A 20,992-nucleotide genomic window follows, 5' to 3' on the forward strand; every position below is an offset into this window, starting at 1 on the left:
AAAAGCGTAAAGAAGATTGGCTTCAGCGGAGGAATGAATAATGAGAGTTGCAATCGCTGTTGATATTGGCGCTTCCAGCGGTCGCCTTGTGGCGGCTACCTTAAGGGGGAAGCAGCTTGAGTTGAATGAGATTCATCGTTTTGGTAACGCTTTTATGGATAAAGACGGGCATGACTATTGGGATATCGATACGTTGTTTCAGGAAATTCTGATTGGCTTGCAAAAGGCAAAGGCGGCAGGAATCCGCACATGTACATTGGGAATCGATACATGGGGGGTTGATTACGCCTTGTTGAACTCTTTTGGAGAACGTTTGCATGACGTATACGCGTATCGCGATAATCGGACTTCCGGAGCTGCTGACCGTTTGCATCAGAGCCTGGTAAGCCGGGATTTCGTTTATGCGAAGACCGGAATTCAGGAGCTGAGCTTCAACACGCTGTACCAATTGTATGTGCATGATCGGCAGCAGTTGGACCAGACGGATCGGATTCTGCTCGTTCCGGATTATCTGTATTATGGCTTGACCGGAAAAATGATCAACGAATCGACCAATGCTTCAACTACGCAGCTTCTAAATTTGCAAACGCGCGAATTCGATCCGGATTTGCTCAAGGCACTGGGGCTTAAGCGCGAGCAGTTTGCCGAATTGACGCAGCCGGGTACGGACCTCGGAAGCTTGAAGGCGGAATTGGCGGCAACAGGCGATTACCCCGAATGTTCGGTCATTGTTGCGCCGACGCACGATACCGCATCCGCGGTTGTCGGCGTACCGGCCAAGACGGATCGAAGCTGGGCTTATATCAGCAGCGGCACTTGGTCATTACTTGGCGCTGAGCTAAACGAGCCGCTTAATGGAGACGAAGCGCGCAAAGCCAACTATACGAATGAGTGGGGAGCGTACGGCACATTCCGTTTTCTCAAAAATATTATGGGACTATGGATGATCCAGGAGGTTCGCCGCGAACATGGGGGGTCACATCATTTTGCTGAGCTTGCCGAATGGGCCGAGCGAGAAGACGCGTTTCGGAGTTTGGTTCCGTGCAACGATGAACGCTTCCTGAATCCCCGAAGCATGACCGACGAGATTGTCGCGTTTTGCCAGGAGAGTGGACAACCCGTGCCGGACACGCCGGGACGACTGGCCAGATGTATTTTCGATAGCTTGGCTCTGACGTATTTGGATGCCATGCGCGAATTGGAACGATTGACGGGGCAAACGTACGAGGTGCTGCATATCGTCGGCGGGGGCTCCAATAACAAATTGCTGTCCCAACTCACAGCCGACCTGCTGGGTATCGAAGTGCGGACAGGCCCTTCCGAAGCCACTGCGATCGGTAACATCGCGGTTCAACTGATCGCGGATGGATCGCTGACGGATATCGGACAGGCAAGGCAAGTCATCGCGGACTCATTCCCGCCAACGGTTTATCATCCAAGCCCGGTATCCAATCGTCATGATCTGGCGGAACGCTGGCAGCGCATCACTCAACTCACCTTGAAGGAGACTTTACAATGAGCGAAGCAACGGAGAAAGCTTATCTGGAAGCCAAAAAATTATACGCCAAGCATGGCGTCGACGTGGATGCGGCACTCGCCAAACTGGCGGATATCAAGATATCGATTCATTGCTGGCAAGGAGACGACGTGCAAGGGTTTCTGTTCCGCGATAAGACGCTAAGCGGAGGAATTGCAGTAACCGGCAGTTACCCGGGGCGCGCTTCGACGCCGAATGAGCTGCGTGCCGATCTGGATGCGGCTTTGGCGCTTATTCCGGGCAAACATAAAGTCAACCTGCACGCGATCTATGCGGATACGGACGAGCAAGTAGACTTGGATGCGTTAGAGCCGCGTCACTTCCAGGGCTGGATCGATTGGGCGAAGAGCAAGGGTCTGGGTTTGGACTTCAACCCGACGCTGTTCTCCCATCCAAAGGCTGAGGACGGCTTTACTCTAAGCCATACCGATCCGGAAATCCGCAAATTCTGGATCGATCATTGCAAGGCTTCACGCCGCATCGCCGAGACTTTCGGTCGCGAGTTGGGTCAACCGTGCGTCACAAACCACTGGATGCCGGACGGATTCAAAGATACGCCGGTCGACCGCTGGTCGCCGCGCGCGCGTCTGCGAGATTCCCTCGACGAGATCTTCGCCGAGAAGATCGACGAGCAATACAACATCGACGCGGTGGAAAGCAAATTGTTCGGCATCGGTTCGGAGAGCTACGTCGTCGGTTCGCATGAGTTCTATATGGGCTATGCCATGAGCCGAGGCAAGACCGTTTGCCTGGATGCCGGACATTTCCACCCGACCGAAGTCATTTCCAATAAACTGTCTTCCATCCTGATGTTCACCGACCAACTGCTGCTGCACGTTAGCCGCCCGGTTCGCTGGGACAGCGACCACGTCGTAACGATGGACGACGAGCTTTTGGAAATCGCCCGCGAACTCGTTCGCGGCGATCTGCTGCCGCGCACCCATATCGGACTCGATTTCTTCGACGGCAGCATCAACCATATCGCCGCCTGGGTCATCGGCGTTCGCAACACCCAAAAAGCACTTCTGCGCGCTCTGCTTGAGCCGATCGAACAGCTTAAACAAATCGAAGTCGAAAAAGACTACACATCCCGTCTGGCACTCGTCGAAGAATTCAAATCTTACCCATTCGGCGCGATCTGGGACCACTTCTGCGACCAAGCCGGCGTCCCCGTCCGCGAAGACTGGCTGACCCAAGTCAAAACCTACGAAAAAGAAGTCTTGGAAAAACGAGGCCAAGAAAGTGTGATGCAGTAGCTTCTAAGCAGCTATTCCCGCTATTCTCGAAAGTTACGTTGGCGGGAGAAGCGAGAAGACTGCGAGAGAAATTCGTTCAAGCCGCTGTCTCACTTGGAAAAGTTGATTGAAATTTTGAGTTGAAGTTTTCCAAGTTCAAAGGCGTCTTTCACTGAATTTCTCTCTCCGTCTTCTCGCTTCCAGCCATGTTGGACTTTCTCCAGACGTTGAATAGCTTCTAAGAAGCTTGTATAGGGAGAAAAAAAGATACCAAGATTAAAGAAAAGATATAAGAAAATGAATACCGAGTTTCACACAGGCGAAGGGTTCGACTTCGCCTCTATGAACTAACCCACCATCCACGTGCGTGCCGAGCGGAGGGGGAGAAGGAGTCGAAGAAACGAAGTGGTCGCCTTTGAAAATTCAACACGCGATCGCAGACCCTTCTCCCACGCAGCGCCCCCAGCGCCGCTCCATTTCCACGCACCCAAAGGAGCCCAACTCATGAGCACAATCAACGCCGAACAAACAGCAAAAGCGCTTGAAATTCCGTTTATCCGCGAAATGTCGGAAATCACCCAACATATGTGGCGCAATGGCTGGGACGAGCGCAACGGCGGTAACGTCAGTTATATTCTCGACGAAGCCGAAGTTGCCAAATACCTCGATATCGATAAGGTCATTCGCGTGATCGAGCCTGCATTTCCTGTTAACGAACTTGCGGGCAAATACTTTATCGTAACCGGCTCCGGCAAGTATTTCAAAAATGTGCTGCAAGACCCGTCCGGCAATCTGGGCGTGCTGCGCGTAAGCAAAGACGGCACCAAGCTGGAGCTGCTATGGGGCCTGGATCACGATGCCAAGCCGACGAGCGAGCTGCCTTCGCATTTTATGAGTCATATTGAACGTCTGAAGGCTGATCCGAACCATCGCGTCGTTATTCATAACCACGCAACGAATGTGCTGGCGATGACCTTCATTCACGACCTCGATGAAGCCAAGTTTACGAAAACGTTATGGGAAATGTGTACCGAATGCATCGTCGTATTCCCCGACGGCATCGGCATTATTCCGTGGATGGTGCCGGGTTCGAGCGAGATCGGCCGCGCGACGGCGGACAAGATGAAGGAGTATCATTCGGTCATTTGGCCGCAGCACGGCATTTTCGGAACCGGCACATCGATTGACGAGGCTTTCGGCTTGATCGAGACGATCGAGAAGGCGGCACAGATTTATATGCTGATCGCTCACCATGAGATCAAGCAGCGGATTACTGAACAAGAACTGTCTGACCTTGCGGCAGCGTTCGGCGTCAACCCACGGCCAGGCATTTTAAGCGTCTAACACGAGCCATGATCTTTATAGTTTACGCCTGATTCCCATATGCGGAGTCAGGCGTTTCGTGTAAAATAAGGACAAACCAGAGAGGCGAAAGGGGGCAAAGCGGATGTTCCAGGATCATGCGGAGCAGTATGTCGTGTTTAAGATCGAAGGGGAAGAATACGGATTGCCGATCCAGCATGTGCTGCAAATTCTGACTGTGCCGGAAAATGTTCCGGTATCGGATTACTATTCGGCGATTCGCGGGATGATGAAGATTCGAGGCAAGATTATGCCCGTATTCGATGTGCGTTTTGCTTTTGGCTTCGACGAAGCATTCCCGGATGCTAAGCAAAGGCTGCTGCTCATCGAGATCGGGCGCCTGAACGTAGGCCTAATCGTGGACGAAATTACTGAAGTGCTGAAGGTCGGCGCAGAGGCTCCTCAGATCGGAGACGGAAAAAGCCGAGGGAAGCGAAAAGGATCGTTTTTCACGGGGATGTATAAAACATCGGATCGAATCGTGATGCTGTTCGACCTTCAGGAGATGCTGGAAGAAGAAGGACTGTTCGTCGAATAGCAAGAAAAACTTAAAAAACACACAAATACCCCCGCATCCTTGAATTAACAAGACTGCGGGGGGCTATTCGTTAAGGTCATTATTCAATTTTATTCGTTCCTCCTGATAATCCAATCCACATGCTTGACATGGCGAACGTAATTCTTGGGTTTCCAGTCTTGCCGATTGGCGTATGCTTCACAGCTTTCGTCAACCGTTTAGCGGTTTGTTTCTTATTTTGTAAACCAATTTCTTGCCCGGGTCTTGCATCCGTACTCCGTTAACTTCGGAGCTTGTCGCATCTTCGCGACTGTTTCCATGTCGTGTTGCATATGGGGGTGAGTTCCCGCATACATCGATTCCACGAAAAGTGTTTTCACGGACACTTTTCCTTTGTGTAAATCGTGCTAGTATGCTTCGCTGTCGCTATTGCATCGGAACCCTTCTCCTTTCCACGCAAGGTTTAATCCTGCTCGAAACGGCCGTTTCCACTGAACAATAGTTTCTCTTTGGTTTGACAACCTAATTGCCCGCATGAGGCGTCTTCTGGACTTACGGGTCCAGTATGCGTAAGCAAAGGTCTGCCTGCCTAACCTATTGCATTGGAATCATGCTCCTTTTTTGCAAGGCTTCTTTCCTTGCTCGAAATCGCGATTTCCTTCTACAATGGTCTTTTTCAAAGCATATTCACCTTTACCTTGTTCAATTTAGCATTTACGTCTTGATTCTTGATTACATCTCTGAGTTTCCCACATACCTGATTTTACAGAAAGGTGCTGTCACGTACGCCTCCTGAACGTAAAACCACTCAGTATGCTTCGCTTACGTGTTTCATCGGAATCTTCTCCTTTGGAGCGAAACGAATCTTCGCTGCTTTGGCATTTTTCCGGCGGTTAAAGGTCATTATTTGATTTCTTATTGGTGAGTTCCCACGTACCCTCGATCTCACGAAAAACGTTTTCACTGACGTTTTTCATGCGTGAAAATCGGTCATCGGCACGTTTCGCTAACCTGTGTCATCGGAATCCTGCTCCCTTCGAAATCCAAGATGGTAAAATCTCGTTATCGACCGGTCTTCAATCTTCCGTCCTCGGCAATGGTCTATGGTGAGTACTCTAAGTTTCCCGCATAACCGTTCTCTCGAAAGACGTTTTCACGGGCGTCTTTCTTTCAACGTAAGAGTTCGGGATATGCTTCGCTTACCCTAGTCCATTGGACTTGTCCCTCCTTCGATGAATGATGGAAAAGTCTTTGAGTGGCACCCGCAATACCGATGTTGCTGCTGCTTTGAAGTATTGTTGGTGTTGCTCATATATTACCCCCGATCAGAGAAAAGTAAAACGTCTGTAAAAACATCACGATGTTTGTAAAAGCAGATCTCGTTCATCCAGCTCTTTCGCGCTTCTGCACACGCAAGATAGCGCTTTATTTTACGATTTTTCTCGTTTTCGGTACCAAGCAAGCTCTAAATCCGCCTTAATTTTGGGTAATAGAAAAGAAGATAAGCAACATAAGGAGGCGTAAAGGATGGCTATGTTAAAAACGATCAAAACAAGCATGAATGACATCAAGCAGGCACAAGACGGAATCAAGGCATCCATGGACGGTCTCAAAACGGAACTGGATACATTGAAAGGCAATATGGAGCGCGTGCAGGAACAGGTGAAGGACAAACCGGCAAAATTTAAATCCTCTTTATCTTATTTGAAATTGGGAATCGGGGATCTGAAGGCCGAAGCGGCAAATATCAAGCAGGGCTTCGCGCAAATTAAAGATGCCGGAAAGGATCGGGAACCTGCCGCTGCCTTAATCGCAGGTGCTGAATTTGTGCATGAAGCATCCGGATTTAAGTTGAAAAGGGCAGGACAGGTCATTGGAGAAATCACGTATGCCGAAGGACCCGAACCCGATACATGGATGGCGAATCATACCTATGTAGACCCTGACCACCGAGGCGGAAACGTAGCCAAGCAGTTATTGGATCGGCTTGTTGAAGAGGCGCGCCTGCAAGAAAAAATGATTTTCCCGGTTTGCTCTTATGTTCGCGCTCAATTCAAGCGAAATGATGAGTATCGGGACGTATGGCATCAGTATTAATAAATTTCCGATGAAGATGCACTTTAGGCTTGGGTGATACAATGTTGCCCAGGTCTATGCTTTTTTTTATGAGCCAAATCGGTTATTCTTAATAGAAGAACCGACATTGTAATCATTACAATTGTATATATTATGAACTTCGTGCAGAAAGCGGTGGCTCAAGGGCCACCGCTTCACTTTTCGGCGCGTCAGCAGGAGGAGACTATCAATGACCACAAACATCTTGGAGCGCCTAAGAAATGACAGCGCGCCTTACCATGATCGGGTGGAAGCCAACCCCTATGCTTCTGCAATCATGGACGGCACCATCGAATTGAATGCCTATAAATACTATCTGGAGATGTTCTACGGATTCGTTGTTCCGTTGGAACGTCGCGCGGAGGCTTCGCAAGCTTTATCCGAATCGGGCTACGATCTGCAAGATCGCCGCAAAACGCCGATGCTGGAAAAGGATCTTATTGCACTCGGCACGTCCGAGGAGGAGTTTGGCGAGATTCCGCTGTGTATAGCATTGCCGGACATCTCGACCCCGGAGAAACTTCTCGGTTGCTTTTACGTGATCGAAGGCTCGACAATGGGCGGGCAGATGATCACGAAGAAGCTATCGCGCACATTGCCGATTTCTACAGAATCAGGCCTGGCTTACTTCAATGCTTATGGCGAAGAAAGCCGCACGCGTTGGGGAGCTTTTCGCGAACGTTTGCTGGAGGCCGGACAAAGCGAGGAAAGCTGTGAAGAGATTACCCAATCCGCGATCGAGACTTTCCGATTGTTGGAGCGCTGGTTTGAAGAACGAGTAAGACCTTAACGCCGACATCATGATTGCACCAAACATATAGGAGGTACTTACACCATCATGTTCAATGCCAACTTGAATTCCGAAAATGAACCTCTGAATCGCTCTCTGATTACGGGCGACGGCTTTGTCACCGACGAGCCGATCGACCTGACCAATTGCGACAAAGAACCGATTCATATTCCCGGCATGATTCAACCCAACGGAGTATTGTTGGCTGCCAGACGTACCCCGACAGGCAAGATCGTGCAATGCAGCCGGAACTCGAGCGAACTGCTTGGGCTTGCGCCGGATGAGCTGCTCGGAATGCCTTTGGCCGACTTGATCGGAGCCGACGCGATGATGGATCTCGTCAAGCGCGATCTGAATACCGTTGCTTCCTCCGATCTGCAATATTTGAATTTACAAATCGATGTACAAGGCTTGCCCGTGAGATTTACGGCAGTCGCGCACGAAAGCGAAGGCTTATTGATTCTCGAGCTTGAGCTGGAAAGCGATGACGAGGTCGATAATGATTTTCGATGGATTCGCACCTTCTTCGTCAAGCTGAAACAGAGCGCCAATCGGTATACCGCCAGTCAGGCAGCCGCCGAGCAGGTCAAAGAAATCCTGGGTTACGACCGAGTCATGATCTATGAATTCGATAAGGAATGGAACGGCAAAGTCATTGCGGAAGCCAAGGAACCCCAACTGGAACCGTTCCTCGGCCATCATTATCCCGCATCCGATATTCCCAAACAGGCGCGCGAGCTATATCTGCGCAACTGGTTGCGGACCATTGTCAATGTGGATTATGCGCCGGTGGAAATTACGCCAACCTTGCAGCCTCTAACCGGACGACCGCTCAATCTGAGTTTGTCCGTGCTGCGAAGCGTATCGCCGATGCATATCGAATATTTGAAAAATATGGGCGTAGGCGCAACCGTGACCATTTCCCTGATTCACGACGGACAGTTATGGGGCATGATTACCTGTCACCATTACTCGCCAAAGTATGTTACGCATCGCATCCGCAATCTCTGCAACTTCCTTGGCGCATTCTTCTCCAACGAGCTGTATCAGCGTCAGCAGCTTGATGAATATCAAAGCGAGCTGCGATTGCGCACCGAAGCGTCGCGCATTGCTAAAATTTTCCTGGGTAATTCGAGTCCTTTTCATATCGTTGAGGAATTATATGCTTCAGAGAGCCGCCTGTTAAAAATGATGGATGCTTCCGGAGTCGCCATTAGCTTCAACGATAAGTTACTGTTGTTCGGCGATACGCCGGCTCCTGCGCAAGTCAGGGAACTTTCCGGCTGGATGGCGGGAAAAGCCAAAAACTATATGCATCAAACTTCCAGGCTGAGTCTGGAGTTCGCTCCGGCTGAAGCCTATAAAGAAAAAGCGTCGGGGGCGCTGTATGTCGCTCTGTCTCCGGGCCAACAAAATTATATCGTCTGGTTCCGGCCTGAAGTGCTTCAGATCGTAGATTGGGCGGGAGACCCGGCCAAAGCCGTGATTCGAGACGACGACGGGATGCGGCTTTCGCCGCGGAAGTCGTTTGAGAAATGGCGTCAGGTTGTGAAAGGCACTGCGTTTGACTGGAAAACGGAAGAGCTGAATGCTTTATTCGAACTGCGCGCCGTCGTGGACAACCAGACGAAAAGCGACTTGCAGCGCGCTGAGGAACAAGCGTTGCAGAACTCGCGGATGCTGCGTCAGAACGAACAACGATACCTGCAATTGATGGAATTCTCGCCGGTTGCTTTCTTTACGATTACGGATCGGCATATTGTCTATTGCAATGAACAGGCCGCGCAGCTGCTTGGAGAAGCGGATAAGGAAGAATTGATAGGCCGTGATTTTCTTCCGTTCGTGTTGGCTGATTCCCGCGAGCCGATGCGGCTCTTATTGGAAGAACTTGAACGGGATGCTTCTGCGATCGTCTCGGGCAGTCAATCCTTCGTCAACGTGAAATGCGAACCGCTTCAGCTCGATATTACGCTGGCTGCCGTGTCGCACAGCGGCAGACCTTCGATCATGTTGATCGCGCGCAAAATAGCCGAAACGATCGAGCAGCAGACTGAATATACAAGCATTACCGATCAATTGAGCAGTTATATGGCAACCGATCCATTGACCGATCTTCCGAACCGCCGGGCTTTCGAAGAACGGCTGGAAGAAGATTGGAATTCGGCCTTTGCGTTCAATGACCGGCCGCCTATCGCATTGCTGGAGATCGATATTGACGATTTCCGTGCTTACAACGCCGTGCATGGATTGCAAGGCGGCGATCTCTGCATTCAGAGCGTTGCCCAGGTGCTCGATTTGTTCGGGCGTCAGCATAGGGCGAGCGTTTCGCGCATGGGCGGGGGAACATTCATGCTACGAATGGACGGCGAGCATGCAGACCGAGCGCGAGAACTGGCCGAACAGCTGCGCCAAGCCGTTGTGGGGCTGCAAATGAGCCGCGACGAAGGGCAGCGCGCAGAAGATTACGTGACGGTCAGCATCGGCGGTATCGTCATGCGTCCGAATCGGGAGTATCGGTTCACGCACTTTATGGCTCAGGCCGATCGCGCACTGATGAAAGCGAAGCGAGAAGGAAAAAACCGCGTCGTGTTTATGGAAGAGTAATTCGAAAGAAGCCGTCTCTCAATAACTGAGCAGACGGCTTTTTGTTGTTTTTTGATAAGAAAAGGCAAGATCAAAGCGACAGCGGAATCTCTTTGACGCCGCGCACGATCATGCCTGGACGCCATTCCAACTCATCCGCATCCTCGCGCAATCGGATATCCGGAAAGCGGCGCAGCAGCGTGTTGATCGCGATTTCGCCTTCCAAACGGGCCAGCGGAGCGCCCAAGCACATATGAATGCCATGTCCGAAAGCCAGATGACGGCTGCGTTCGCGCGTAATATCAAACAGATCGGGATCAGGGAATTGATTCCCGTCGCGTCCGGCTGAATCCAGGGCAACAATAACCAAATCTCCGCGTTTTATGGCATGTCCCTTGAACTCCAGATCCTCGCCGGCCCATCTCGATGTGCTGAATTCTACGGGACCGTTATATCGGAGCATTTCTTCGATGGCGCCTTTGATCAGCTCGGGATTATCCCGGAGTTTCTTCAATTGATCAGGATGCTGGAGCAGCGAGAGCACTCCATTGCCGATCAGATTTACCGTCGTCTCGTGCCCGGCAATAATCAGCAGCGAGACCACTCCGTAGATTTCCTGCTCGGACAGCCGCTCGCCGGCCTCTTCGGCCACGATTAATCGGCTGATTAGATCGTCTCCGGGCTGCTTGCGCAGCTGCTCGAACCATTGCGCCAAATATTCGGTAAACTGCTGCATATGCAGATAAACATCCGGACTTTCTTCCGCATTGGCTGCCCCGATAATCGAATTGGACCATACCCGGAATTTATCCCGATCAGAGATCGGTACGCCCAAAATCTCGCTGATCACAATGATCGGCAGAGGAAAGGCATAGTCGTCAATTAATTCCATCGTATCTTGCCCTTCTACAGCATCGAGCAGTCCGTCCGCGATCTGCTGAATATGCTCGCGCATGCTTTCCACCAGCTTTGGAGTAAATCCTTGCTGTACCAGTCCGCGCAGACGGCGATGATCCGGCGGATCGGAAAATAACATATTACTTGTGAAAATAGATTGGTATTCGCTGCCGAACATCTTGGTCATGTCTTTGACAAAACGCTGGTCTTTTAGAATTTCGACGGCATCTTCGTAACGGGTAATCATCCATCCGAACTGGCCGTCGGGGAACATCAGCTTGGCAATCGGTTCCTCTTCTCGCATGCGGGCATAGATCGGATACGGATTTTGCACGGCTTCGGGCGTAAAAAGTTCTTCCTTTGGAGACGAATTTGAAGAATTCAATGCATTGGCTCCTCTCGGATTTGATTCATGGTCTACCCCACATATAGGCCAAGGGCGACTGAATGAAACAGTGATTTTACAATCGGTGCGTTGCAGAGGCAAAAAAAGGCGGTGTATACTGATCTTATGTTGAAATGGAGGGAATATCATGACTGACGCTTTTGCGTTTAAAATGACGGATCGGGCTCAAGCACAGATTTTGAAATATGTAGAGGGCATCTCCGAAGAAGCGCGCACGGTTGTGCCTGCTGGATTTTCCAACCACCTTCATTGGCAGTTGGGCCATATTGTTGCGGTAGCCGACCGGGTCGTGAACGGTCTGTCCGGTCGCCGGTCCGTGCTGCCGGCAGCCTATGCTACGTACTTCGCGCCGGGCACCAAGCCCGCTGAGTGGGAAGGCGAGCCGCCTGCTTGGGAAGAACTGTTGATTCGCTTGGAGGAATTGCCTCAGCAATTCCGGGATGCTTATGCAGGGAAGCTGGATGAAAAGCTGACGAACCGGGAGAACTTTGCCAAAGCAGAAACGCTCGGAGATCTGGTAACGCTGAACGCAGGTCATATGCAGCATCATTCGGGATTCATTAATGCGTTGGCGCGTGCGGTTCGGGCTTAAATAAACAGAGAAGGAGAGATACCGCGTGAAAAAATCAAAAGCATTGTGGACTGCTCTTGGCGTAGCTGCCGTTCCGGCGGCGGCTGTAGTTGCAGGAAGCTTTTACTTCTATCAAATGGCGGTTGCGCGTGCTCCGAAAAAGTTTCTCGACGGCGATCCGGGCTTGCAACCCAACCCCGACGTACAGACGGAAACGACATCCAGCCGCGATTGGTGGAACAGTCAGTCCTTCGAGCACCGGGAACTGCTGTCCGGCGACGGGCTGAAGCTGCATGCGTATTATTTGCCTGCCAAACGTCCAACGTCGCGCACCGCTATTCTGGCTCACGGCTATTCCGGCGATGCTTCCGTGATGAGCGGGGTATCCAAGTTTTATCATGAAGATTTGGATATGAACATCCTCGTGCCGGATGCCCGCGGACATGGACGCAGCGAAGGGACCTACATCGGTTACGGTTGGCATGAACGGGTGGATTATCTGGGTTGGATTCGTCAGATGATCGCGCAGGACGGACCGCAGGCGCAGATCGTCTTGCACGGCATTTCGATGGGCGGCGCAACGGTCATGATGACGAGCGGCGAAGACCTGCCTCCGCATGTCAAAGCGATCGTGGAGGACTGCGGCTACACGTCGGTTCGCGACGAACTTGCGCATCAGATGAAGCGGATGTACAAGCTCCCTACGTTCCCGATGCTTCCGGCTACAGAAGCGTTGACGAAAATTCGCGCCGGATATTCATTCACCGAAGCATCCGCGCTGAATCAGGTCCGTCGCTGCCGTACGCCGATGCTGTTCATTCACGGATCGAACGACGTGTTCGTGCCGACGTCGATGGTACACGAATTATACGAAGCTTGCCCGGCAGACAAAGACTTGATGATCGTCGACGGTGCCGGACACGGCGATTCTTTCCTGATCGACAAAGCCGCATACACGAGTAAAGTCAAAGAGTTCCTGAGCACTCGGCTGACCGAGCCTGCCGCGGCAGACTGAGGCTGATTCGAAGCTTTTTTCCGTTTAGCACGCGGAGAAAAGCTTTTTTCTTATGCGAATTTCGGAATTTGGGACATATGTCCTTCCCTGATCCTACCGCTCTATTCGTATAATGGGTAAGGTTATCAAAGGAAACGGGGGCATACGGGTGTTTAGAGGAATAGTGTTCGCTTTTTTGGGCGGCGCCTGCATTACCTTGCAGGGCGTGGCCAATTCCCGGATCAGTCATGATATCGGGACCTGGCAAGCGGCAACGGTCACGCAGCTAACAGGATTTATTATGGCGTTGATGATTTATCTGTTCGTGCGCGACGGGGATCTTGGCGGGTTCCGCAAGGTTAAGCCGCTCTATCTGGCAGGCGGTGCATTTGGTTCGGTGATCATTTTCAGCGAAGTGACCGCGATTCAGACGATCGGCGTCACGTTTACCATCTCGGCATTGTTGATCGCTCAACTGCTGGTGACCTTTTTGATCGATCGATTCGGTTGGTTCGGCACGACGAAAAGCAAAATGGGCGCGCCGCAGTTTATCGGTCTGGCGATGATGATCGGCGGCGTTTTGATTATGAAGCTATAGGCGAAGGAGCCTTTGGGTATGAGAGAAATCAAAGATTCGGAGCTGTTGCATCAGTATCTGGCGCAGCATGAGTTGGAGCAGGCGTTCCATGAGCCGCTGCGTCCTTTATTGAACCTGTATGTATTCGAGCCTGGCGAAGAGTTATGCAGTCAAGGCGCGCGCGCGGATATGCTGTACGTGCTGGTCAAAGGAAAAATCAAGATTTATACGACTTCGCCGGAAGGCAAGACGCTGGTGATTTCGTTCAAAAATCCGCCCGAAGTCATCGGAGACATCGAATATATTCGCGACCTGAACATTATCAATACGGTCGAAGCGGTCTCTCCCGTTACGGTGATCGGAATCAACGGGAAAACGTTGAAGCGCTACGGAGACGATCATGCGCCGCTGCTGCGTTTCATGCTGGATATCATCACGAAAAAGTTCTACGTCAAATCGGACTTTCTCAGCTTCAACCTCATGTATCCGGTGGAAGTGCGGCTTGCGAGTTATCTGCTCTCCGTTTGCTACGACGAGAGCGATATCGGCTTCAAAGGGCGTCTGGCGACTTCCGAGTTGACCGACACGGCCAACCTGATCGGCACCAGCTATCGGCATCTCAACCGCGTGATCCGCAAGCTGTCCGAAGAAGGGCTGGTCGAGCGCAGCGGAGGATATCTGCACGTGCGCGACCGGGCGCTGCTGGAGCAGTTGGCCGGACGGAATTTGTACGAACATTAAGGAATAGGCCAAGATCGAAGGAGGAAAAAGAATGCTGATCGGATTGCTGCTTGCGGCATTTGCAGGAATGATGGTCGCCCTGCAAACGATTTTTAACAATAGAACGGATGTGCATATGGGCTCGTGGGCGACGACGACTTGGGTGCTCTTTATGGGGTTTGTCGCTTCGTTGGCATGCAGCCTGATCTTCGAAGGAAGCCGTACGTTCAACTTGCAACAGATGCAGCCCTGGTACTGGTTCAGCGGCTTGATCGGCGTAGGCGTCGTGATCTGTCTGGTACTGGGCATCAAGATTCTCGGCCCGACGTTCTCGGTCTCGGTAACGCTGACTGCCCAACTCGGCTTCGCCTTGCTGTTCGACTCGCTCGGATGGCTGGGTCTGGAGAAAGTAGCCTTCGACTGGAAGCAGCTTGCGGGAGTCGTTGTCATCGTGGCCGGAATTTATGTCTTTAAGTTCGGCGGGAAAAAGAAGTCGGCGGAGGCCGTACAATCGGCTTCCGCCGCAAATTAAACTAGGGCGTGTCTTCAAACCTCGACGGAAGCATATTTTGCCGAATTTTCGTGCTGAACAAGGAACTTTTCTGAAGGCGTGCCGGGGCACGTCAAGGGAAAGTGACGCAAGGCAGCGCGAAAAGGCGGTAAAAGATGCATGTTGGCAGGTTTGAAGACACGCCTTAGGGCGTACACGCCCTAACAAAGCCCGTGCTCGAAAAATGGAAATTCTGCTGAGCATTTAATCCAAAGATTCTATGGTAAGGAGACTTGCAAATGGTAAATCAACAAAACGGACAATCGAGCACGATGCCGGTCATGATCGACAAAGTCGCCTGGATTTTGATTCAAGACGGCAAAGTGCTAAGCGCACGTTCAAAAGGCAAAGACCTTTACTATTTCCCCGGCGGCAAACGCGAACCCGGAGAAAGCGACACCGAGACGCTCGTGCGCGAGATCGAGGAAGAATTGACCGTCCGAATCAAGCCCGACACCGTACGCCCCTTCGGAATTTTCGAAGCCGAAGCCGACGGCAAAGCCGCCGGAGTGCGCGTACGCATGGTCGGCTACACCGCCGATTACGAAGGCCAATTAACGCCTGCCGCCGAGATCGAAGAACTAGCTTGGCTAGGTGAAAACGACCGCAACCAACTCTCCGCTGTCAGCCAATTGGTCTTCGACGTTGTCTACGGAACATGCAGAAAAGCTTAAATAATCTTTTGGTCTACTCTATAAATATTCTAAAATGAAGACGGCTTGGATAGTAGGGTTGTCAACACGCGACCGAAACGAATTTCTCTCCCAGTCTTCTCGCTTCCCCCCCGCCTACGTAACTATCGAAGGCAATCGATGACAGCCCAAATAACCGGGCTGTCTTTTTTCCCGTAACGGCAAACTCATGCTATGCTAGTTAGACAGACCAACAGATAAAGAGCAGGAGGCGGAGAGCGTGGAAATCAGAACGATTCGTGCAGCGGACAATGCCGCGATCGAAGTCATCATCCGGGAATGCCTGATCGAATTCGGCGGCAACCGGGAAGGATTAGCCTGGCAGGACGATAGCCTGTCGGCACTATCCGCCTTCTATGCGGGAGACGATCGGGAATACTGGGTTGCGGTTGAAGACGGCGAAGTAATCGGCGGCTGCGGCATCGCGCCCTTTGCCGAGTCCAATAAAGTCTGCGAACTGCAAAAAATGTATCTTCTTGCCGGAGCGCGCGGGAACGGTACGGCAGGCAAGCTGCTTGCCATTGCATTGGAGTTTGCCGCATTGCATTATGAGGAGTGTTATTTGGAAACGCTGCAAACGATGGAAGCCGCCAATCGATTTTACCGGAAGAACGGTTTCCGGGAGTTGGATGCACCATTAGCGGGTTCGGAGCATTTTGCCTGCGACGCTTGGTATATTCGCTCGCTTCATACCGGTTGGAAATCCCGCCGGGTGAGCGAGATGGGATCGTCCGTATTCTCGAAAGTATTCGGATGGAAAGAAGAAGCGCAGCGTCTGGGAAAAGAAATGATCGACCTCAGCATCGGTACGCCGGATCATCCGCCCGCACCGGAAATACGCCAAGCTTTGAGCGAAGCGTCGCTGCGAGAAGATGTCTACGGTTATCCCGGTACGAGAGGCAGTGCGGAGTTCCGTAAACAAGCCGCGGCCTGGATGAAGCACCGCTTCGGCGCTAACGTTAATCCGGAAAGCGAACTGCTGCCGCTGCTAGGCTCGCAAGACGGACTTGCGCATCTGGCTCAAGCGGTCTGCAATCCGGGAGACCTGGCCATGGTGCCCGATCCCGGTTATCCGATCTATCTGGGAGCATTGAGACTGGCGGGAGTCGAGCCGTATAAGCTGCCCCTGAGGCGGGAAAACGGATTTTTGCCGGATCTGGATCATATTTCGGACGAAACGTGGTCGCGCGCTCGTTTTATACTGGTCGCCTTCCCCGGCAACCCGATCGGAGCCCTTGCCGATCAGGCTTACTTCGAGAAATTGATCGCCCTGGCTAAAAAATGGAACGTGCTGATCGTCCACGATCTCGCTTATTCGGAATTGGGCTTCGGCGATTACCGCCCGATGAGCATCTTGCAACTTCCTGGCGCCAAAGACATCGCCGTCGAGTTGCATTCTTGTTCGAAAAGCTTCAACATGCCCGGCTGCCGGATCGGCTTCATTACCGGCAACGCCGAAGCCGTCGGAGCCTTGCGGGAACTGAAAGGCCATATCGATTTCGGCGTATTTGAACCCGTGCAGCAAGCGGCAATCGAAGCATTCCGCTTGGCGATGGAAGCTCCGGAGGGAGACCGAGGCGTAGCCCCGCTCTATGAAAGCCGGTGTGAGGTATTCCATCAAGCCCTAACGGAAGAAGGCTGGACGATCGACAAACCGGACGCCACCATGTTCCTTTGGGCAGAAATTCCGGAACGTTTCCGCGAGAACGGCCGTATCGGAAGCTCAAGCGCCTTCGCGGAAGAACTTCTTCTTGCCACAGGCGTGGCCGTTGTCCCGGGCGAAGCCTTCGGCGACGAAGGCGAAGGCTTTGTACGAATCGCGCTAGTACGCGAAGAAGAAACGCTGGTGGAAGCCGCGCGTCGGATCGGCCGATTTATTCGCGGTGAAATATAGAGGTAAAAGATAAACGTATGTCCGTAGCGTTCTTTTGGCAAGAACCACATATAAAAAAAGCTGCTCTCTAATCGTAGAGAGCAGCCAACCTGTAGAGAAAGTCTAGCGTAACTGGAAGCCAGAAGGCGGAGAGAGAAATTCAGTGAAAGACGCCTTTGAACTCGGAAAACTCCTTATTTCAATCCCATCCATTTTCCGAGTGAGACAGCGTCTTGAACGAATTTCTCTCGGAGCTTTCTGGTTTCCCCCTCGCCCATGTAACTTTTTCGACATCTTGAGAGCTGCTCTCCAATCATAGAGAGCAGCTTCTTTTTATATGTGGAAAGCTTCAGGCAATTCGTTAAGCAGCCGCTTGCGCAGAAGCAACGCGACCTTGCGGCGGAAATATTTTCATGAAGATCGCGCGCGTAACCGGACCCACAATTACCAGTTGCAGCGGAAGCGCACAGATAAAGTTTGTCCATAAACTATGAGCATACGCCTCGCCCAGACCCGAAGCAAAACCCGCATGAGTCAAAGCTCCGTACATCGACATGAAAATCACCATTCCAAGTACCATGAAGCATGAAATCGTCAGCACTTTTTGGATTACCGGCGCGCCGGGTTTGACCAAACGCCCCGCGATTTTTTTGGCTAGCGGACCTACGATGAAGAGATCCAGCACCAAAGCCACTACAAAAGCTGGAAGGTAGCCAATCGCCATCATGCGCAGTGCCTCCCAAGCAAACCCTTGCATGAGCAGCACGTTATAAATGGTCATGCCCAGTACCATCAGCGCGCACATCATCGTCGTGAAGATCAAATTTTCCTTTTTGTTTTTACCCATTTCTCTGCTCCTTATGCCCAAGCTTTGTTTTTATTGTCCACTTGGTTTACAATATCACTAGGAAAGAAATAATGTCAACCTAGTTGACGAAGATCCATGATCTTCTGACAGGAGTGCGGATTCATGAATATGAACAAAGCTTCTTCGACCACTTTGATTGACCTGATGAGCGACAAGCATCTTTTTTTGCGGAAAAAGGTGGCGGAATTGGATGGAGAAGAACTCAATCGAACGGAAACGCATATTCTGGCTGTCGTCGAAACGGCCGTAAAAGTCTCGATTTCGGAGATTGGAAGAGCCGTTAATCTGACTCGTCAGGGTACGCATAAAAGTGTGTTGGGTTTGATTGAACGCGGTTATCTGGAAGAATCGCAGGATACCGCTAACCGTCGTGATCGCTATGTGCGCTTAACAAGCAAGGGACAGCAGGCTTGCGATCGTCAACTGGCAGTCAAACGCGAGTTGGAACTTGAGATCGCGCAAAAGCTAGGGCAAGAACATGTTGAATGGCTCAAACGGCTGCTTGTCGAAGAGTGGATTTGAGATGTTCTTATGATGTTCCGATGATACGAAGAAAAAGACTTGAAGACACGCTCTGAAGCGGTCTTCAAGTCTTTTTAATGAATGAGTGTCTGCGTGACGTTTACTGGATATTGCTCTCGACATCTTGGTACAGGCTGTTATGAAAAATCTCCGCGTCGCTGCCTTTGAAAGCTTCGGCGGCTTCGGCGTTTCCTTGGAGATGCCACATGAACCATGCCGTCATATAGCCGTCGATGGCTAGGTAGCTATCGCCGTGATCGATGCCTTTTTTTCGGGCGATCATTTTTTCGACGGAATCCGGAAGGGCCGCGTAATTGGCTTGAAGCGCCCATAACGGCGTGATGCCTTGTCCTTCCGTTAAGGTGATATTGTCGGCGGTTCCGGCATCGAAGCTGCCCGTGCCCGCGGTCAGGAAAGTCGGAATGTTGATCTTCGACAGATCGTAGCTCCATTCCGTGCCGAATACGCTTTCTTGTCCCCAATACGGAGAGGTAGGACTGACCGCGTATAAAGCTTTGTACTTGTTGCCGTGAGGCTGGGACGTTACCGCATTGATTGCTCCGACGCCGCCCTGCGAGTGGCCGCCGATTCCGATGTTTTGCGTATCGACTTTTCCGTAAAAGATGCTGCTGCCGTCTTCGTTCAGTTTTAATAGGAACTCTAAGGTTTCTTCTGAAGAAGCGCCGGTTCGCGAATTGTTGTCTTCGTTGCCCACCACGATAAATCCCCAAGAAGCCAGATGCTCGAAAAAGGCCGGGTATCCGCTTGCCGGGGTGCCGCTTCCGTTGGCAATGACCACGACCGGATAAAGGGCATTCTCTTTTTCTAAATCCGCCGGATACCAAATTTCGTGTTTTTGGACAGCCGCGTCGTCAACCTTGAATTCCGCAAACGACACTTTTTCTTCGCCTGGTTCCGTATATCGCTTTTCGATCGGCTGCTCTGTTTGCGTGAACTTATAATAGTGCGCATTTTTGTATTTTGAAAATGCAAACAGTCCTGCGATCAATAAAGCAATAATGATCACGATAATCAACAAGATTTTCAGAATCGTTTTTAAAACTTTCATAAGTAAACGTCCTCCGGTTTATTGTTATGCCGATTTCTATGCCCGATGATTCGCGGGAGGCTAGGGCGTGTACGCAAAATCTGCTCCCATCGGAGTTTGCGTACACGCCCTAGACGACAGCCTTTTTTACTTGACCGGCAGATACATGTCCAAATATTGTTCCACGCTCTCCATATACTTCGCGTATAAAGCCGTATCGTTCTGAAGCGCATGCCCCGAGTGCGGGAATTCGATATACTCGTGCGGCACGTTATTTTTTTCCAACGCCCGCACGAGATGCTTGGACGCGTCAAACGGGCTGACTTTGTCATAGACGCCGTAAGCGATCACGCTGGGCACCGAATTTTCGTCCACCCACATATAAGCCGAGATCGGCTTGATCGCTTCTTCGTAGGCTTCCGTTCCGAACATGTCCGCGGTGATCTCGGAGCCGGACATGACTGAAAACAACCCGGCTGCCGCCTCCGGATTCTGATCCAGTCCGTAGACCGACCAGTCCTCCGGATAAAAGCTCGACGGACCTACCGCTTCGAACATCATCTTTACCGGAATCGGCGATTCGGCCGCGTCGCGGTAAGCATATAACATCGCCAGCGTCCCGCCCGCCGAACCTCCGGAGATCGCCATCGAATCCAGATCGTAGCCTAACTTTCCGGCTTCTTCGACAACGGCGGGAATGCTGCTTTTGATCTCTGTCGATTGCGAGTACACGCTGGCTTGGGGATGCCGTTCATTGCGCAAGGTGTAATTGATGCCTGCCGCGACGTAGCCTTTGGAAGCCAGCCACTTGAGCATGTCCGCATCATCCGATTTGTCGCCTGTCGTGAATCCGCCGGCATGCAGATATACGACAAGACCGTAAGCGTCCTTGCTCTGATCGGCAGGCAGGTAAAGATCGAATTTGTTCGCGTCGCCGTCCCCGTAGGATAGATCCGTATGGATCGTGCCCGTTTCGTCGTTCCAGTCTACCGTATACTTTTTTAATGCCGGAGCCGCGTAAGTGAGCTTGAACACCGCCGATCCCGCAAAAGAAAGGATAAATGCGCCTACGCACAGCAGGATGAACAGGCCGGTTTTATGTTTCTTCTTTTTGATTTTTTGTTCGCTTCTCATA

Annotated in this window: 19 protein-coding genes; 15 read left to right on the top strand and 4 right to left on the bottom strand. The window is 51.5% G+C overall.

Annotated features, from left to right (window positions below; genetic code table 11):
- The first annotated feature begins 40 nt into the window (after positions 1 to 40).
- The 7 genes from rhaB (at position 41) to SACSAC_RS15930 (ending at position 10,160) form a co-directional block, all read left to right on the top strand.
- Positions 41 to 1,519, top strand: coding sequence for a rhamnulokinase (gene rhaB / locus SACSAC_RS15900; RefSeq protein WP_037288102.1), 1,479 nt, complete (start codon positions 41 to 43; stop codon positions 1,517 to 1,519).
- Positions 1,516 to 2,793 (top strand): L-rhamnose isomerase, encoded by a 1,278-nt coding sequence (rhaA, locus tag SACSAC_RS15905; RefSeq protein WP_037288105.1) that lies wholly within the window; start codon positions 1,516 to 1,518, stop codon positions 2,791 to 2,793. Before rhaB ends, rhaA begins: the two co-directional genes overlap by 4 nt.
- Positions 2,794 to 3,276: 483 nt before the next feature.
- Positions 3,277 to 4,116: a rhamnulose-1-phosphate aldolase gene (rhaD, locus tag SACSAC_RS15910; RefSeq protein ID WP_037288108.1), complete on the top strand. Its 840-nt coding sequence runs from the start codon at positions 3,277 to 3,279 to the stop codon at positions 4,114 to 4,116.
- Between the two features lie 103 nt (positions 4,117 to 4,219).
- Positions 4,220 to 4,672 (top strand): chemotaxis protein CheW, encoded by a 453-nt coding sequence (locus tag SACSAC_RS15915; protein ID WP_037288110.1) that lies wholly within the window; start codon positions 4,220 to 4,222, stop codon positions 4,670 to 4,672.
- A 1,506-nt stretch (positions 4,673 to 6,178) separates the two neighbouring features.
- Positions 6,179 to 6,748 carry a GNAT family N-acetyltransferase gene (locus SACSAC_RS27230; protein WP_051507175.1) on the top strand — a complete coding sequence of 190 codons (570 nt, stop codon included), beginning with the start codon at positions 6,179 to 6,181 and terminating at the stop codon, positions 6,746 to 6,748.
- A 208-nt stretch (positions 6,749 to 6,956) separates the two neighbouring features.
- Positions 6,957 to 7,556 (top strand): biliverdin-producing heme oxygenase, encoded by a 600-nt coding sequence (locus tag SACSAC_RS15925; protein WP_037288112.1) that lies wholly within the window; start codon positions 6,957 to 6,959, stop codon positions 7,554 to 7,556.
- Positions 7,557 to 7,604: 48 nt separating this feature from the next.
- Positions 7,605 to 10,160, top strand: a complete 2,556-nt coding sequence (locus SACSAC_RS15930) for a sensor domain-containing diguanylate cyclase (protein ID WP_037288115.1) — start codon at positions 7,605 to 7,607, stop codon at positions 10,158 to 10,160.
- A gap of 70 nt (positions 10,161 to 10,230) precedes the next feature.
- On the opposite strand, the gene SACSAC_RS15935 is transcribed toward SACSAC_RS15930, so the two are convergent.
- A complete protein-coding gene (locus SACSAC_RS15935; protein ID WP_037288116.1) occupies positions 10,231 to 11,421 on the bottom strand; it encodes a cytochrome P450 family protein in 1,191 nt (396 codons plus the stop codon).
- A 148-nt stretch (positions 11,422 to 11,569) separates the two neighbouring features.
- Between SACSAC_RS15935 and SACSAC_RS15940 the strand changes: the two genes are divergently transcribed.
- From SACSAC_RS15940 to SACSAC_RS15970, 7 genes are all read left to right on the top strand, one after another.
- Positions 11,570 to 12,034, top strand: a complete 465-nt coding sequence (locus SACSAC_RS15940) for a DinB family protein (protein ID WP_037288118.1) — start codon at positions 11,570 to 11,572, stop codon at positions 12,032 to 12,034.
- Between the two features lie 25 nt (positions 12,035 to 12,059).
- Positions 12,060 to 13,028, top strand: a complete 969-nt coding sequence (locus tag SACSAC_RS15945) for an alpha/beta hydrolase (protein ID WP_156951020.1) — start codon at positions 12,060 to 12,062, stop codon at positions 13,026 to 13,028.
- Positions 13,029 to 13,140: 112 nt separating this feature from the next.
- On the top strand, positions 13,141 to 13,605 hold the full coding sequence (locus SACSAC_RS15950; RefSeq protein ID WP_051507176.1) for a DMT family transporter: 465 nt from the start codon (positions 13,141 to 13,143) through the stop codon (positions 13,603 to 13,605).
- 18 nt (positions 13,606 to 13,623) lie between these two features.
- Positions 13,624 to 14,325 (top strand): Crp/Fnr family transcriptional regulator, encoded by a 702-nt coding sequence (locus SACSAC_RS15955; RefSeq protein ID WP_037288122.1) that lies wholly within the window; start codon positions 13,624 to 13,626, stop codon positions 14,323 to 14,325.
- Between the two features lie 31 nt (positions 14,326 to 14,356).
- Complete coding sequence (locus SACSAC_RS15960; RefSeq protein ID WP_037288124.1) at positions 14,357 to 14,836, top strand: DMT family transporter; 480 nt, start codon at positions 14,357 to 14,359, stop codon at positions 14,834 to 14,836.
- A 257-nt stretch (positions 14,837 to 15,093) separates the two neighbouring features.
- The gene (locus SACSAC_RS15965; protein WP_425414818.1) at positions 15,094 to 15,528 is read left to right on the top strand and encodes an NUDIX hydrolase; all 435 of its coding nucleotides are present in this window, start codon (positions 15,094 to 15,096) and stop codon (positions 15,526 to 15,528) included.
- Positions 15,529 to 15,766: 238 nt separating this feature from the next.
- Positions 15,767 to 17,440 carry an aminotransferase class I/II-fold pyridoxal phosphate-dependent enzyme gene (locus SACSAC_RS15970; RefSeq protein ID WP_084778108.1) on the top strand — a complete coding sequence of 558 codons (1,674 nt, stop codon included), beginning with the start codon at positions 15,767 to 15,769 and terminating at the stop codon, positions 17,438 to 17,440.
- 340 nt (positions 17,441 to 17,780) lie between these two features.
- Here the strand turns inward: SACSAC_RS15970 and SACSAC_RS15975 are convergent, their stop codons facing one another.
- Entirely contained in the window at positions 17,781 to 18,266 is a 486-nt protein-coding gene (locus SACSAC_RS15975) for a DUF2798 domain-containing protein (protein WP_037288126.1), read from the bottom strand.
- Between the two features lie 123 nt (positions 18,267 to 18,389).
- On the opposite strand from SACSAC_RS15975, the gene SACSAC_RS15980 reads away from it, so the two are divergent.
- Positions 18,390 to 18,809: a MarR family winged helix-turn-helix transcriptional regulator gene (locus SACSAC_RS15980; protein WP_051507177.1), complete on the top strand. Its 420-nt coding sequence runs from the start codon at positions 18,390 to 18,392 to the stop codon at positions 18,807 to 18,809.
- A gap of 100 nt (positions 18,810 to 18,909) precedes the next feature.
- On the opposite strand, the gene SACSAC_RS15985 is transcribed toward SACSAC_RS15980, so the two are convergent.
- Both SACSAC_RS15985 and SACSAC_RS15990 read right to left on the bottom strand, forming a co-directional pair.
- Positions 18,910 to 19,878 carry an alpha/beta hydrolase family protein gene (locus SACSAC_RS15985; protein ID WP_037288128.1) on the bottom strand — a complete coding sequence of 323 codons (969 nt, stop codon included), beginning with the start codon at positions 19,876 to 19,878 and terminating at the stop codon, positions 18,910 to 18,912.
- Between the two features lie 126 nt (positions 19,879 to 20,004).
- Positions 20,005 to 20,991 carry an alpha/beta hydrolase gene (locus SACSAC_RS15990; protein WP_037288131.1) on the bottom strand — a complete coding sequence of 329 codons (987 nt, stop codon included), beginning with the start codon at positions 20,989 to 20,991 and terminating at the stop codon, positions 20,005 to 20,007.
- Position 20,992: the final 1 nt, after the last annotated feature.

This window comes from Saccharibacillus sacchari DSM 19268 (assembly GCF_000585395.1).
GTDB lineage: Bacteria > Bacillota > Bacilli > Paenibacillales > Paenibacillaceae > Saccharibacillus > Saccharibacillus sacchari.